A 13,874-nucleotide genomic window follows, 5' to 3' on the forward strand; every position below is an offset into this window, starting at 1 on the left:
CCAGACTGCAGCGCTACGCGTCTTTCGCCAACCCCCTTGCAGGGGGCAACACCAGCGGTCCGGCGAAGCCGGTTCCGCGGTGTTTCTGGGTTGCGAGCGTTGGTGCCGCAGCAGGGCTGGCGGGCAACTACATTCCATGAAATCTTCTACCACAAGCCTGCACAGCTGGCTGATGTCCGACCGCCCCGCTTCGCGCCGCCAGGCGGCCTGGGGCCGGGCCTATGGCGCCTGGCGCATCTTCACCCGCAATCGCCTGGCGATGCTGGGCCTGGCCATCGTGGCGCTGCTGGTGCTGGTGGCCATCTTCGCGCCACTGTTTGCGCCGTATTCACCCACCGTGGGCGACTTGCGCACCACCCGGCTGCTGCCGCCATCCGGCCAGTTCTGGTTGGGCACGGACGACCAGGGGCGGGACATTCTGTCGCGGCTGATCCATGGCTCGCGCATAACCCTGATGGTGGTGATCCTGGTGGCGGTGCTGGCCGCGCCCATAGGCTTGCTGGTGGGCACGGTGGCAGGCTATGCGGGCGGCATGGTGGATGCGGCGCTGATGCGCATCACCGACATCTTTCTGGCCTTTCCGCGGCTGATTCTGGCGCTGGCCTTTGTGGCGGCGCTAGGCCCGGGGATCGAGAACGCGGTGATCGCCATCGCCATCACCGCCTGGCCGCCGTATGCACGCATGGCGCGCGCCGAGACGCTGACCATCCGCCAGGCCGACTATATTGCCGCGGTGCAGCTGATCGGCGCATCGCCCTGGCGCATCGTGCTGCACCACATCATGCCGCTGTGCCTGTCGTCCGTGATCGTGCGGGTCACGCTGGACATGGCCGGCATCATCCTGACCGCTGCCGGCCTGGGCTTCCTCGGTCTGGGTGCCCAGCCGCCGACCCCCGAATGGGGCGCGATGATCGCCAATGGCCGGCAGTATGTGCTGGACCAATGGTGGGTGGCGGCCGCGCCGGGGGCAGCGATTTTCCTGGTCAGTCTGGCTTTCAATCTGGTCGGCGACGGACTGCGTGACGCCTTAGATCCAAAGGGCGTGAAATGAGCGAACCCATGCTGGTGGTAGATGACCTGCGGGTCGCGTTTCCGAACCGCGATGGCGGCTGGGTCGAGGTGGTGCGTGGTGTGTCGTTCACCTTGGGTAAGGAGCGCCTGGGCATCGTCGGCGAGTCGGGTTCGGGCAAGTCGCAAACCGGCCGCGCGATCCTGGGCCTGACGGCGCCCGAGGGCCGGGTGACGGCCAAGCGGCTGGCATTCAATGGCATCGACCTGCTGAACTGCGCACCCAAGCAGCGGCGCGAGCTGCGCGGCGGGCGCATCGCCATGGTGCTGCAGGACCCGAAGTTCTCGCTGAACCCGGTGATGACCATTGGCGAGCAGATCGTGGAAGCCCTGCGTGCGCATACCAAGCTGTCCAAAGCCGAGTCCAAACAACAGGCGCTGGCGGCGCTGGAGCAGGTGCAGATCGACAACCCCGAGCGCGTCTACAAGCTCTATCCGCACGAGGTATCGGGCGGCATGGGCCAGCGCGCAATGATCGCCATGATGCTGATCGCCAACCCCGACCTGCTGATTGCCGACGAACCGACGTCGGCGCTGGATGTGACCGTGCAGCTGCAGGTGCTGGCGATCCTGGATGCGCTGGTGCTGCAGCGCGGCATGGGCCTGATTTTTGTGTCGCACGACCTGCGCCTGGTGTCCACCTTCTGCGACCGGATTCTGGTGATGTATGCGGGGCGGGTGGTCGAAGAGCTCAGCGCCGGCGGCCTGGCCCACGCCAAGCACCCGTACACGCTGGGCCTGCTGAACTGCCTGCCGCAACTCGGCGCGGATCGGCATCCACTGCCCACACTGGACCGGCAACCGGCGTGGGCGCTATGAGCCAGTCCATTGGTTTGCAGGTACAAGGCCTGCGCGTGAGTTTTGACGGCTTTGTGGCCGTGGCCGATACCTCGTTCAGCGTGCAGCCGGGAGAGAGCTTTGGCATCGTGGGCGAATCGGGCTCGGGCAAATCTACCGTGCTGCGAGCCATCTGCGGCCTGGCGCGGCGCGAATCGGGCACGGTTGAACTGCTGGGGCCTGGCCCCCAGCCCTTGCCCGGCAGCAAACCGTTCCGGCGCCTGGTGCAGATGGTGTTCCAGGACCCCTATGGTTCGCTGCACCCACGCCACACGGTGGACCGGCTGCTGGCCGAGCCACTGGCCATCCACGGCATGGGCGACGAGCAGCAGCGCATCGAGCGCGCGCTGGACGAAGTCGGCCTGGGCGCGGGTTTCCGCTTCCGCTACCCGCATCAGCTGTCGGGCGGTCAGCGCCAGCGCATCGCCATCGCCCGCGCGCTGATCCTGGAGCCACAGATTTTGCTGCTGGACGAGCCGACCTCGGCGCTCGATGCCTCGGTGCAGGCCGAGGTGCTGAACCTGCTGGAAACCCTGAGGGCCCGCCGCGGTTTAAGCTTCATCATGGTCAGCCATGACCTGGCGGTGGTTACGCACCTGTGCGAACGCCTGATGGTCATGCAGCGCGGGCAAACGGTGGAGATGCTGGCGTCTGCCGACCTGGCCGCCAGCCGCGTGGCCCAGCCCTATACCCGCCAGCTGATGCAGGCCTCCACCGGTTTTCAAAGACACGGAGCCACACCATGATCCACTGGGAATCCCACGCCTGCCTGCCATTGCATCCGCAGGCCAGTTTTGCACCCATCGACCGGCTGCATGCGGCCGGGGTCGACTATGTGTCGATCAACGTCGGCATGGACATGAACCCGGTGCAGCAGGTGATGGCGGTGATCGCCGGCTTCCGTGCCACGCTGGTCGCGCACCCGGACAAGTACGTCTTGGCGAATAGTGTGGCCGACATCGAACAGGCCCGGGCAAACGGAAAAATCGCCATCGGCTTTGACCTGGAAGGCGCGATGCCCTTGCTGGAGCAACCCGAGATGGTGGCGCTGTATGCGTCCCTGGGCGTGCGGCAGATCCACTTTGCCTACAACCGCAACAACAGTGTGGCCGACGGCTGCCACGATGTGGCGCGCGGCCTGGCCCCGCTGGGTGTGCGCATGGTGCAGGCGGTGAACGCCGCCGGCATGCTGATGGACTGCTCGCACACCGGCCGGCGCTGCAGCCTGGACATCATGGCCGCGTCCGCCAAGCCGGTGATCTTTAGCCACGCCAATCCGCTGGCGCTGGTGGCGCATGGCCGCAATATCACCGACGAGCAGATCCGCGCCTGCGCGGCTACGGGCGGTGTGGTGTGTGTGTCGGGCGTCTCGTTTTTCCTGGGCAATACCGCGCCGACGGCGCAGGACGTGGCGCGCCATGCAGCCTATGTGGCCCACCTGGTGGGTGTGCAGCATGTGGGCATAGGGCTGGACATCAGCTTTCACCAGCCCGAACTGAACGATAACCCGCCCGGCGACTACGACCCTGGCTACTGGTGGCCCAAGTCTGCCGGCTATGACCGCACCATCCTGCGCGCCACCTACACCCCGGTCGAAACCTGGCAGCTGCTGGCGCAGGCACTGCAGGATGTGGGCATGTCAGCCGACGATGCGGCGCTGGTGATGGGCGGCAATATGCTGCGCGTGGCCGGGCAAGTGTGGCATTGAGTCATTTGCCATTTGCTACATAAAAAATAGCTGCTTGCGCAGGTACTACCTGTGCTAGAGACCTATTTTTTATAAATCTTGCTCAGGATAGCGCGCGGTCCAGGTGTGTGTAGCCGCCATCGACAAAAATCCATTGGCCAGTGGTGTGGCTGGACGCATCGGACAGCAGAAACACCGTGCTGCGGGCGATCTCTTCCGAGGTCGTCATGCGCTGGCCTAGCGGGATCTTGCGGGTGATGCTCAGCAGCTTTTCTTCGGCATTCGGGAAGCTGGAGATCCAGCGCTCATACAGCGGTGTCATCACCTCGGCGGGGATCACGGCATTCACGCGCACGCCGTCTTTCAGCAGCGAAGCCGCCCATTCACGCGTCAGCGACAGCTGCGCGCCCTTGGACGCCGTGTAGCCGCTGGTATCGCCCTGGCCGGTGAGCGCGGTTTTGGACGACACATTGACGATGGCGCCCTTGGAAGCCTTCAGGTGCGGCACGCAGTAGTGCGCCATCACGTAGTAGTGGATCAGGTTCTTTTCCAGCGAGGCTACAAAGGCATCGCGGCCCGCATCCAGGCCCACGTTGTCGTTGATGCCGGCGTTGTTCACCAGACCGTCGATATGGCCGAAGCGGGCCAGGGTCTGCGCCACGGCGGCGCCGCAGGCGGCGTCATCGCCGAGTTCCAGCTGGATGAACTGAAACTGCGGCTGCACGGCGGCCAGTTGGGCGCCAAATTCGGGGTTCAGCGCGCTCTTGCCGAGGACGACGGGAATCGCGCCTTCCTGCGCCAACGTCATCGAGATGGCCGCGCCGATGCCGCTGCCGCCACCTGTGACGATGACGACCTTGTCTTTTAGATGCAGATCCATGGGGTGAGGCTCTTTCAGGAAATGGGGAGTTGGTAATAGCGGGTGGCGTTGCCGGCCCAGAATGCGGCTTGTTCTGTCACTGAGAGTCGCTGGCTGGCCCAGGTATGCGCGAGCAGGTCCACCGTGGGGTAGGGCGCGGCCAGTTCGCAGACTGGCCAGTCGGAACCGAATAGCAGGCGCTCCGGGCCAAAGGCGTCCAGGGCCTGGTCAAAGCAGTCCCAAATAGCTTGTTGCACCACGCCGGGCAGGCCGCCGGGGTAGGGCCAGGCGGTTTCGGTCACCAGGCCGGACAGTTTGCACACCACATGGGGCAGGGCGGCCAGGGCCTTCAGCGACTGCACCCAGTGCGGCATTTGCTCGGGGTGTTTGAGCGGCGGCTTGCCCAGGTGGTCGAGTACCAGCCAATGGGCGTCCTGGGTGCGGCAGAAGTCGAGCACCAGCGGCATCTGGTGTGCGAACACCAGCACGTCGTAGACCAGTTGCTGGCGCTGCAGCAAGGCCACGCCGCGCCGGAACGCCGGGTTGTTGACCACCTGCGCCACATCGGGCTCGTCCTGCAGGATGTGCCGGAAGCCGCGCAGCTTGGGCTGCTGCGACCAGGTTTCGAGCTGCGAGACCAGCGCGTCACCGGCCAGATCGACCCAGCCGACCACACCAACGATGCTGGGGTGGCGGGCGGCCAGATCCAGCAAATAGTCGGTCTCGGCCACCTCGGTGCGGGCCTGTACCGCGATCGATCCACCCACACCGCAGGCCTGCATGGCCGGGGCGTAGTCGCCCGGCCCCCGGTCCTGCGCCAGCACCGCCATGCCCGGGCCGATCCAGGGAAAGGCCTTGGCATCAAACTGCCAGAAATGCTGGTGGCTGTCGATCTTGCGGATCATGGTTTGAACGCGTATTGCACCAGGCTAGCGGGCAGCATCTCGATGGAAAAGCCGGCGGCGGTGGGGGGCATGTAGGCGGCATTCTGGATCACGCAGGGCTCCTTGAAATGCTCGTGCAGATGGTCGACGTATTCGATGACCCGGCCTTCTCGGGTGCCGGCAATGCACAGGTAGTCGATCATCGACAGATGCTGCACGTATTCGCAGAGGCCCACGCCGCCCGCATGCGGGCACACCGGCAAGTTGTATTTGGCGGCCATCAGCATGACGGCCAGGATTTCGTTGACTCCACCCAAGCGGCAGGAGTCGATCTGCACCACGTCGATGGCGCCGCGCATGATGAACTGCTTGAACATGATGCGGTTCTGGCACATCTCGCCAGTGGCAACCTGCATGGGCGCCACGCTTTCGCGGATTACGCGGTGGCCTTCGATGTCGTCGGGACTGGTCGGCTCTTCGATGAACCAGGGCTTGGCGAAGGCCAGGTCTTTCAGCCAGTCCACCGCCTGGCCCACGTCCCAGACCTGGTTGGCGTCGATCATCAGCTGACGGTTCGGGCCCAGCACTTCGCGGGCGATGCGCAGGCGACGGATGTCGTCTTCCTTGTCGCGGCCCACCTTGAGCTTGACGTGGTTGAAGCCCGCGTCCACCGCTTCCTGGCAAAGGCGGCGTAGCTTCTCGTCGCCATAGCCTAGCCAGCCGGCCGAGGTGGTGTAGCAGGGGTAGCCCTCGCGCTGCAGGATGGCCAGGCGCTCGGCCTTGCCGGCGGCGCGTTCGGTCAGCAGTGCCAGCGCCTCATCGGGGGTGATGCAGTCGGTGATGTAGCGGAAGTCTATACAGCGCACCAGCTCTTCCGGGCTCATTTCGGCGACCAGTTGCCATACCGGTTTGCCTACTGACTTGGCCCAAAGGTCCCATACCGCGTTGACCACCGCGCCGGTGGCCAGGTGGATCGCCCCTTTATCGGGGCCGATCCAGCGCAGCTGGCTGTCGGAGGTGATGTGGCGCCAGAAGCGGCCCATGTCGGCGGCGATCCAGTCCAGGTCCAGGCCGATGACTAGGTGCTTCATGGCCAGGATGGCGGCGCAGCAGATGTCGTTGCCACGGCCGATGGTGAAGGTCAGGCCATGGCCGTTCAGGCCCGGCTGGTCGGTTTCCAGGATGACGTAGGCGGCCGAATAATCGGGGTCGGGGTTCATGGCGTCCGAGCCGTCCAGGTGCTGCGAAGTGGGGAAGCGCAAGTCGACGACGCGCAGGGATTGGATGACTGCCATGTAAATACTCTAAAAAAGGGGGAAGGAAAAGCCCGAGGCGCCACCAGGTGCCTCGGGGACCGGCGAGTGCTTAGTCGTACAGCACGGCGGCGATCTTGGGATCGTTCATGTTCGACTTGTCGTAGAAGTAGAAACCGGTGTCGATGATCTTCGGCAAGGTTTCGCCCTTGAGCGCCTTGACCGCAGCTTCCACCGTCTTGTAGCCAATGCCCACGGGGTTTTGGGTGATGGCGCCGGCCATGGCACCGCTGCGCACCGCGTCTTTTTGCTGTTTGCCCGAGTCGTAGCCGATGATCACGATGGTGCGCTTCATCTCCTTGGCGCCGTTCAGCACGCCGATGGCCGAGCCTTCATTGGCACCGAAGATGCCTTTGATGTTCGGGTTGGCCTGCAGGATGGACTTGGTGATTTCGGTGGACTTCAGCTGGTCGCCGCCGCCGTACTGCACGCTGACGATCTTGATGTTCGGGTAGGTGGACTTGATGCGTTCCACAAAGCCATCGCGGCGGTCCACGCCGGTGCGGCTGGTCTGGTCGTGTACCACCAGGGCGACTTCACCGGCTTTGCCAATCAGCTCGGCCATCTTGTCGGCGGCCAGGGCGGCGGCGGCTTTGTTGTCGGTGGTGGCGGTGGTGACGGGGATGTCGCTGTCTACGCCCGAGTCAAAGGCCACGACCGGAATCTTGGCGGCCTGGGCTTTTTTCAACAGCGGAATGGCAGCCTTGCTGTCGAGCGCGGCAAAACCAATGGCGGCCGGCTTCTTGGCCAGCACCGAGGTCAGCATGTCGATCTGCTTGTCGACCATGGCTTCGGTTTCAGGCCCTTCGAAGGTGACCTTGACCTTCAGGTCTTTGGCGGCCTGGTCGGCGCCGGATTTCACGGCTTGCCAGAACTGGTGCTGGAAGCCTTTGGAGACCAGCGGAATATAGATTTCATCGGCGGCGAAGCTGTTGCCTGCAAAACCTGCCGATAAGCCGAGAGCGATAAGGGTGCTGAGTAATGTTCTTTTCGTAACCATGGAATGTCTCCTGTTTGTATTGCTTGGATGGGTGAAGAGAAAATGCTTTATCGTTATTTGCGCCTCCTCAAAATATCGGCGTACACCGCCAGAATGATGATGATCCCGGTAATCACGGTCTGCCATTCCTGGGCGACCGACATGATGCGCAACCCGTTGGTCAGCACACTCATGATGAAGGCGCCGATGATGGTGCCCAAGATCGTGCCCGCCCCGCCGCTGAGCGAGGTGCCGCCAATCACCACCGCGGCAATCGCGTCCAGCTCATAGCCCTGGCCCAAAGCCGGCTGGGCGGAATTCAGCCGCGAGGCAATCAGCAATCCGGCAACGCCGCAGATTGCGCCGTTCAGTGAATAGATAATGATCTTCCAGCGGTCTACGTTGACACCCGACAGGCGCACCGCCTCTTCGTTGCTGCCCAGCGCGAAGGTATAGCTGCCCAGAATGGTCTTGTTCAGGATCAGGCTGGACACCACGGCGACCACGAACAGGATTAGCACCGCGTTCGGAATCGGCAGGCTGGGGAAGAAGTAGCCGATGAACGACTCCTGCGAGATGTAGCTGAAATTCGGCGTGTCGTTGAAGTAGATCGGCTTGGTGCCCGAGATCACCAGCGACAAGCCTTTGAGCAGCATCATCATGCCCAGGGTGGCGATGAAGGGCGGGATCTTCAGCTTGGCGATCAGAAAGCCCGACACCCAGCCCGCCAGTGCGCCAAACAGGATCGCCGCCAGAACGCCCACATACATGGGCAGGCCCCAGTAGGTCATGAAGACGCCGGCCATCACCGCGCAAAATGTCATCAGCGTGCCGACCGATAAATCGATGCCCGAGGTAATGATGACGAAGGTACAGGCAATCGCCAGCACGCCGTTCACGGCCGTGGCTTGCAGGATGCCGACCAGGTTGTCGGTTTGCAGGAAGTTGGGCGAGGCGGCGCTGAAGAACACCATCAGCCCCACCAGGCTGGCAAAAGCCAGCAGCTTCTGGCGGGTGCTCTGGCTGAACAGCTTGTTCTTCAGGCGTTGCATGGGCGTGAGGTCGGACATGGGATGCGTCTCTTGGGTTTTTTAATGGGTGGTCGCGGCGGTGGCGGTATTGGTCTCGCGCAGGGTGGCGAACTGCATGATCTTTTCTTGCGTGGCTTCGGCGGCCGACAGCTCGCCGGTGACCCGGCCTTCGCACATCACCACGATACGGTGGCTCATGCGCAGCACTTCGGGCAGCTCGCTGGAGATCATCACAATCGCCCGACCTTGCTCGGCCAGTGCATTCAGCAGCTTGTAGATTTCGCTCTTGGCACCTACGTCGATACCGCGTGTGGGTTCGTCGAAGAACAGCACCTCGCAGTCGCGCAGCAGCCATTTGGCGATAACGATTTTTTGCTGGTTGCCGCCCGACAGCAGCCGCGCCAGCTGAAAGATCGACGGGGTCTTGATGCCCAGCTGGGTCACATATTTCTGCGCCACGGCCTCGATCGCGTCCTGCTTGAGCCAGAAGCCCATGGAGACGAAGTTCTTCAAGTTCGCCAGCAGGATGTTGGACTGCACGTCCATGCCGGTGGCCAGGCCGTAGCGTTTGCGGTCCTCAGACAAATAGCCGATGCCGACCTTGACAGCATCCGACGGCGCCTTGATCGCGACCTTCTGGCCCTTGACCCAGACCTCGCCCGAGTCCAGCGCATCGGCGCCGAAGATGGCCCGTGCGACTTCGGTGCGGCCGGCGCCCATCAGGCCAGCAAAGCCCAGGATCTCACCCTTGCGCACGCTGAAGCTCACGTCCTTGATGCTGCGGCCGCGGTTCAGGCCTTTGACCTCCAGCATCACCTCGTGGCTGTCGTCTGTGTGGGTGTAGCGGGCCGGGTTGTCGTTGCTCTCCAGTGCGCGGCCCACCATCATGCCGATGATGGTGTCCATGCTGGTGCTGGCCGTGGGCACGGTGGCGATGTATTCGCCGTCGCGCATCACGGTCACGCGGTCGGAGATCACCTTCAGCTCGTCCATCTTGTGCGAGATGTAGACGATGCCCACGCCGTGGGCCTTCAGCTGACGGATGATGCGGAACAGGTCGTCGATCTCGGCGTTGTTCAGCGCGGCGGTGGGCTCGTCCATGATCAGCACGCGCGAGTTGAACGACAGCGCCTTGGCGATCTCCACCATCTGCTGCTTGGCCACGGTGAGCTCGCCGACCTCGACGCGCGGGTCCAGTTGCAGGTGCAGGCGGTCGAAGATCTTCTGCGTGTCGGCCGCCATCTTGTCCTGGTCGACAAACAAGCCCATGCGGCCCAGTGGTTCGCGGCCGATGAAGATGTTCTGCGCGGCGCTCAGATGGTTCATCAGGTTCAGTTCCTGGTGGATGATGCTGATGCCCAGGGCCTGCGCGGCGCGCGGGGTGGGGATGTTCACCACCTGGCCGTCGATGCGGATCTCGCCTTCGTCCTTGGTATAGACCCCGGCCAGAACCTTCATCAGCGTGGACTTGCCCGCGCCGTTTTCGCCCATCAGTGCATGCACCTCGCCGGCCGCCAGTTCGAACTGGCAGTTGTTCAGCGCCCGCACGCCCGGAAAGGACTTGCTCAGGTGGGTGATGGAAATCAAAGGAGAGGTGTCCGCCATCGGTGTTTCTGTGCTGTCAAAACCTGTGCTGTTCATGGGGCTCTCAAAACGGGTGTGAGAATGGCGGCGAATGTTTTTTTGTTCATAAGCGAACAAAGTGTTTAAATATGAACATTCATGTTAGTGGGTTTCGATGCACAAGATGCTGGTACTTTCCCTTGTAGGCCGCACCCGCGTAGCGTGTAACTTCCATCCATTTCCGCGCCTTTTGATCTTTTCTTGTCTGACTCGCCATGACCAAGCCCACCGCTCCATCTGCCCCCACGCGCGCCGCCGCCGATGCGCCGGACGACCGCTACCGGGCGCCCGCCCTCGATAAGGGCTTGGACATCCTGGAGCTGTTGGCCAGCCAGCCCCAGGGCCTGACCCGCGCGGAGATCGTCAAGGCCACGGGCCGCGGCGCCAGCGAGATCTACCGCATGCTGGAGCGCCTGGTGGTGCGCCAGTACGTGATGCGCTCGCTGTCGGGCGACCGCTACGCGCTGAGCCTGAAGCTGTTTGCCCTGGCCCACATGCATCCGCCGCTGAACCGCCTGGTCTCGCAGGCTTTGCCGGTGATGGATGTGTTCGCCAGCCGGGCCGAGCAGTCTTGCCACATGGGCGTGTACGACCGGGGTAGCGTGCTGATCACCGCCCAGGTGAACGGGCCCAGTGCCTGGGGTATGTCGACCCGGTTGGGCGCGCGCGTCGGCCTGCTGGACTCGGCCTCGGGCCATGTGCTGCTGGCCTTCAGTGACGCCGAGCGCTGCCAGCGCATGCTGGCCGAGCACACCTCGCTGGACGGCGAAGTGCCTATGAACAGTGCCGACCTGGCCGCCGTGCTGCACACCGTGCGCCAGCAGGGCTACCGCCAGGGCAATAGCCTGCAGTCGTTTGGCGTGGTGGACATCTCGTACCCGATCCTGGGCGTGGATGGCAATGCCTTGGCCGCGTTGACCTGCCCGTATATCCGGCGCATCGACCTGCATGCCGGCCCGACCGAAGAAGACGCCCGGGCCTATTTGCTGGAGGCAGCCCGGGCCTTGTCGCTGATGCAAGCCTAGGCACGGCCACCGAGCCTGGGACATCCTCCAAACAGGGGATGAATGTGTCGCGTTGTAACGGCTGTGGAGTAAAGTAAACCGCTGACACCTCGGAGACACCCACCATGCCCCACAAATTCTTGCGCCTGATTTCTGCCTTTGTGCTGGCATGCGCGGTACTGCTGCCCGGCGTGGCGACGGCCATCCCCGTCACCCAGACGCTGACCGTGCAGGTCTACCAGCTGTGCGACGACGCGGGTCAGAATTGCAGCTCGACCGGACCGGCCGGCAATAGCTACTTTGCGGCCGAAACCAACAAGATCTGGGCCCAGGCCGGCATCAGCGTGCTGTTCAACTTCGTGCAGCAGATCAACAGCACTTTCTTCAGCACCATCAACGATTCGGCGGGCAACAGCCTGTTCAATCTGGGCCAGACCTACACGCCGGGCAGCAACCTCAGCAGCACGGTGGTCAACATGTTCCTGGTCCATTCGATCAACGGCGGCACCGCTTACGGCGAAGGCTGGATAGGCGTGGGCGGCCTGGCGATCGACATGGACCTGGTGAGCGCGTTCAACGGCGGCATCGGCCGGATCGACACCATCGCCCACGAGCTGGGCCACAACCTGGGCCTGGTGCCGAACAGCCTGGGCGGCAGCAATGCGCATTCCAGCGTTCCCAACTACCTGATGGCCGGGGGCAATATCCGCCTGGTGCCGGGCTCGCTGAACGATATCGCGCCCGACGGCCTGGGGTACGACTTTTTACCCGCCGACCAGATCGCCCTGGCGCAGCGCAGCAGCCTGTTGCAGGATGTGGCGGTGAACAATGTGCCCGAACCCTCCAGCCTGGCCTTGCTGGCGGCTGGCTTGCTGGTGCTGGCCTGGCGGCGCCGCAGCCTTGGCTGAAAGCCGGCCTGTGCCCAGCCGCCGTGCTCTGCTGCTGTGCAGTGTCGTGGCGACGTTGCCGGCCCTGGCTGCACCACCTGCCATGAACGATGCCCGTTCACTGCCATACGCGCAACGCGTGTTTGCCTCGCCGTCGGCGGCGTTCGAGCTGGTGCTGTCGGCGCCCAGCCAAGGCCAGTCCGCACAGGCCGAGCTGTTTGCCGTGGCGGCGGATGGGCGGCGCCCGCTCTGGCGCCAGGCCTTGCCGCACGAGCAAGGGCCGCGCACCGCGGTAGTGGCCGATGGCGGCGAGGTGGTGTTGCTGGACGAATGGATCAACGTGCCGTCGCGCCATGCGCTGCTGCTGCTCGACCCGCAAGGGCGGCGCCGCGCCCATTACAACTTTGACGAACTGGTCGGCATATTGCAGCTGCCGCGCAAGACGGTGGCGCAGCACGCGGTGCAGGGCGCCTGGCTGGCCGGCGAACCCCGTTGGAGCACCGATGGCCGGCAGTTGCTGCTACCCGCGGGCGGGCGCACCCTGAGTCTGCAGTTGGCCGATGGCCGGCTGACTGCCTACTAACGCGGCAGCGTAAACGCCAGCGGCCCGCCGTCGCACATGCCGTCCGATAGCACCAGCACCTGGTAGGCCTTGGGCGTTTCGGCCAGCACGGTGATGGCTTCGGGTTTCAGCTCTTTGTCGCAGGCGCGTGGCATGACCTTGGACAGGTCCAGCGTCGCCAGCAGCTTGGGCGTGGCGGTAGCGGCGCTGTGGAGGCCGTCCCACCAGGAGATGGTCCAGCTGCGCTTCTTGTGACCGTCGTTATCGTCCGGGCCGGCCAGCACTAGAAAGCCGGTCTTGACGGCCACCAGGTCGCGGATGCCGCGGCCCGGGCCTAGGGCCAGCGGCGTCAGGCTGGCATGCACCTCGCCGCCGCTGAACAAGGCGTCGGCATCCACCGCCAGCACGCCGGCCGCGCCATCCAGCGCCGGGCCGCGGAAGCCGAAGTACAAGCGGCCGTTCTGCAGCGCCAGGCCTTCGATGTTGACGCCGTTCTGCCCCGCGCCTTCGGAGCCCAGGCATTTGCGTTCGCCCACATAGGCCTGCAGCCCGGGCTGGGCCTGCATCACCGACCAGAGGTTTTGCGTGTCGGCGTAATCCACCAGGCTGCCGTTGGGGTTGCGCAGTGCGCGGCCGGTGGCCGGGTCCAGCCGGAAGCGCAGCACGTGGCGGCTGTCGGGGTTGCTGTCGCAGCTATTGCGCTTGGCCGAATGCGAGCCGGTGATGTAGACCATCTGGCCGTCGGTGGCTGCGCCTTCGGCGTCCAACTCGCCGTCCTCGCTGCGCAGGCGCACGGGCTCGGCGTCAGGGATCAGCGCCTGCTTGCCCAAGGTGGCAAAGCGGGCTTCCACGCCTTCGTCAAATGCCGCCAGGCAAATCCGCTGCTGGGCGGCATTCAGGGTGCAGGCCAGGCCGCTGAGCGACTGCCGGGTTTTCAGTGCCTTCTTCTTGCCCAGGTCGAAATGGAAGCCGGCGCCGCTGTCCCAGGGCCCGCTGCTGGGCTGCAGGCTGGGGGCGGTTTGCGCGCTGGCAGCGGCCCACAGCAGGCTGCAGGCCAGGCCGATAGCGGCGGGGCGCCAGCGCAGGCAGGCGAGCAGGGTGGGGTGGTCTGTGGGCATAGTTGTAATTGCTATAAATATG

Annotated in this window: 14 protein-coding genes; 7 read left to right on the forward strand and 7 right to left on the reverse strand. The window is 64.2% G+C overall.

From position 1 onward, the window contains the following. The first annotated feature begins 136 nt into the window (after window positions 1-136). Genes nikC through J2X19_RS07585 form a run of 4 tightly spaced genes read left to right on the forward strand, consistent with a single transcriptional unit; the run spans window position 137 to window position 3,613 of the window. A complete protein-coding gene (gene nikC, locus J2X19_RS07570) occupies window positions 137-1,051 on the forward strand; it encodes a nickel transporter permease (protein WP_310372079.1) in 915 nt (304 codons plus the stop codon). After that, entirely contained in the window at window positions 1,048-1,887 is an 840-nt protein-coding gene (locus tag J2X19_RS07575) for an ABC transporter ATP-binding protein (protein ID WP_310372081.1), read from the forward strand. Before nikC ends, J2X19_RS07575 begins: the two co-directional genes overlap by 4 nt. After that, window positions 1,884-2,651, forward strand: a complete 768-nt coding sequence (locus J2X19_RS07580) for an ABC transporter ATP-binding protein (RefSeq protein ID WP_310372082.1) — start codon at window positions 1,884-1,886, stop codon at window positions 2,649-2,651. The genes J2X19_RS07575 and J2X19_RS07580 overlap by 4 nt, the downstream gene beginning before the upstream one ends. Further along, the gene (locus J2X19_RS07585; RefSeq protein WP_310372084.1) at window positions 2,648-3,613 is read left to right on the forward strand and encodes a dipeptidase; all 966 of its coding nucleotides are present in this window, start codon (window positions 2,648-2,650) and stop codon (window positions 3,611-3,613) included. Before J2X19_RS07580 ends, J2X19_RS07585 begins: the two co-directional genes overlap by 4 nt. An 82-nt stretch (window positions 3,614-3,695) precedes the next feature. On the opposite strand, the gene J2X19_RS07590 is transcribed toward J2X19_RS07585, so the two are convergent. From J2X19_RS07590 to J2X19_RS07615, 6 genes are all read right to left on the reverse strand, one after another. Further along, window positions 3,696-4,472: an L-fucose dehydrogenase gene (locus J2X19_RS07590; RefSeq protein WP_310372086.1), complete on the reverse strand. Its 777-nt coding sequence runs from the start codon at window positions 4,470-4,472 to the stop codon at window positions 3,696-3,698. 14 nt (window positions 4,473-4,486) lie between these two features. Next, window positions 4,487-5,356 (reverse strand): L-fucono-1,5-lactonase, encoded by an 870-nt coding sequence (locus J2X19_RS07595; RefSeq protein WP_310372088.1) that lies wholly within the window; start codon window positions 5,354-5,356, stop codon window positions 4,487-4,489. After that, window positions 5,353-6,630: an L-fuconate dehydratase gene (locus J2X19_RS07600; RefSeq protein ID WP_310372090.1), complete on the reverse strand. Its 1,278-nt coding sequence runs from the start codon at window positions 6,628-6,630 to the stop codon at window positions 5,353-5,355. The genes J2X19_RS07595 and J2X19_RS07600 overlap by 4 nt, the downstream gene beginning before the upstream one ends. Before the next feature lie 70 nt (window positions 6,631-6,700). Beyond that, the gene (locus tag J2X19_RS07605; RefSeq protein WP_092760958.1) at window positions 6,701-7,648 is read right to left on the reverse strand and encodes an ABC transporter substrate-binding protein; all 948 of its coding nucleotides are present in this window, start codon (window positions 7,646-7,648) and stop codon (window positions 6,701-6,703) included. A 53-nt stretch (window positions 7,649-7,701) separates the two neighbouring features. Further along, window positions 7,702-8,697 (reverse strand): ABC transporter permease, encoded by a 996-nt coding sequence (locus J2X19_RS07610; protein ID WP_092760956.1) that lies wholly within the window; start codon window positions 8,695-8,697, stop codon window positions 7,702-7,704. Window positions 8,698-8,718: 21 nt separating this feature from the next. Further along, on the reverse strand, window positions 8,719-10,299 hold the full coding sequence (locus J2X19_RS07615; RefSeq protein WP_310372093.1) for a sugar ABC transporter ATP-binding protein: 1,581 nt from the start codon (window positions 10,297-10,299) through the stop codon (window positions 8,719-8,721). 197 nt (window positions 10,300-10,496) lie between these two features. Between J2X19_RS07615 and J2X19_RS07620 the strand changes: the two genes are divergently transcribed. The 3 genes from J2X19_RS07620 (at window position 10,497) to J2X19_RS07630 (ending at window position 12,755) form a co-directional block, all read left to right on the forward strand. Then, window positions 10,497-11,306, forward strand: a complete 810-nt coding sequence (locus J2X19_RS07620; RefSeq protein ID WP_116608089.1) for an IclR family transcriptional regulator — start codon at window positions 10,497-10,499, stop codon at window positions 11,304-11,306. A 104-nt stretch (window positions 11,307-11,410) separates the two neighbouring features. Continuing rightward, on the forward strand, window positions 11,411-12,193 hold the full coding sequence (locus tag J2X19_RS07625; protein ID WP_116608088.1) for a PEP-CTERM sorting domain-containing protein: 783 nt from the start codon (window positions 11,411-11,413) through the stop codon (window positions 12,191-12,193). A gap of 82 nt (window positions 12,194-12,275) precedes the next feature. Further along, the gene (locus tag J2X19_RS07630; RefSeq protein WP_310372097.1) at window positions 12,276-12,755 is read left to right on the forward strand and encodes a hypothetical protein; all 480 of its coding nucleotides are present in this window, start codon (window positions 12,276-12,278) and stop codon (window positions 12,753-12,755) included. On the opposite strand, the gene J2X19_RS07635 is transcribed toward J2X19_RS07630, so the two are convergent. Then, on the reverse strand, window positions 12,752-13,852 hold the full coding sequence (locus J2X19_RS07635) for a DUF3616 domain-containing protein (protein WP_310372099.1): 1,101 nt from the start codon (window positions 13,850-13,852) through the stop codon (window positions 12,752-12,754). The genes J2X19_RS07630 and J2X19_RS07635 overlap by 4 nt on opposite strands. Window positions 13,853-13,874: the final 22 nt, after the last annotated feature.

This window comes from Rhodoferax ferrireducens, from assembly GCF_031458075.1.
GTDB classification, from domain to species: domain Bacteria; phylum Pseudomonadota; class Gammaproteobacteria; order Burkholderiales; family Burkholderiaceae_C; genus Rhodoferax_B; species Rhodoferax_B ferrireducens_A.

Coding starts and splice junctions, on each gene's coding strand:
- J2X19_RS07605 (WP_092760958.1), bottom strand. CDS start 7,648: ATGGTTACGAAAAGAACATTACTCAGCACCCTTATCGCTCTCGGCTTA.
- nikC (WP_310372079.1), top strand. CDS start 137: ATGAAATCTTCTACCACAAGCCTGCACAGCTGGCTGATGTCCGACCGC.
- J2X19_RS07630 (WP_310372097.1), top strand. CDS start 12,276: ATGAACGATGCCCGTTCACTGCCATACGCGCAACGCGTGTTTGCCTCG.
- J2X19_RS07575 (WP_310372081.1), top strand. CDS start 1,048: ATGAGCGAACCCATGCTGGTGGTAGATGACCTGCGGGTCGCGTTTCCG.
- J2X19_RS07620 (WP_116608089.1), top strand. CDS start 10,497: ATGACCAAGCCCACCGCTCCATCTGCCCCCACGCGCGCCGCCGCCGAT.
- J2X19_RS07590 (WP_310372086.1), bottom strand. CDS start 4,472: ATGGATCTGCATCTAAAAGACAAGGTCGTCATCGTCACAGGTGGCGGC.
- J2X19_RS07580 (WP_310372082.1), top strand. CDS start 1,884: ATGAGCCAGTCCATTGGTTTGCAGGTACAAGGCCTGCGCGTGAGTTTT.
- J2X19_RS07615 (WP_310372093.1), bottom strand. CDS start 10,299: ATGAACAGCACAGGTTTTGACAGCACAGAAACACCGATGGCGGACACC.
- J2X19_RS07635 (WP_310372099.1), bottom strand. CDS start 13,852: ATGCCCACAGACCACCCCACCCTGCTCGCCTGCCTGCGCTGGCGCCCC.
- J2X19_RS07600 (WP_310372090.1), bottom strand. CDS start 6,630: ATGGCAGTCATCCAATCCCTGCGCGTCGTCGACTTGCGCTTCCCCACT.
- J2X19_RS07625 (WP_116608088.1), top strand. CDS start 11,411: ATGCCCCACAAATTCTTGCGCCTGATTTCTGCCTTTGTGCTGGCATGC.
- J2X19_RS07585 (WP_310372084.1), top strand. CDS start 2,648: ATGATCCACTGGGAATCCCACGCCTGCCTGCCATTGCATCCGCAGGCC.
- J2X19_RS07595 (WP_310372088.1), bottom strand. CDS start 5,356: ATGATCCGCAAGATCGACAGCCACCAGCATTTCTGGCAGTTTGATGCC.
- J2X19_RS07610 (WP_092760956.1), bottom strand. CDS start 8,697: ATGTCCGACCTCACGCCCATGCAACGCCTGAAGAACAAGCTGTTCAGC.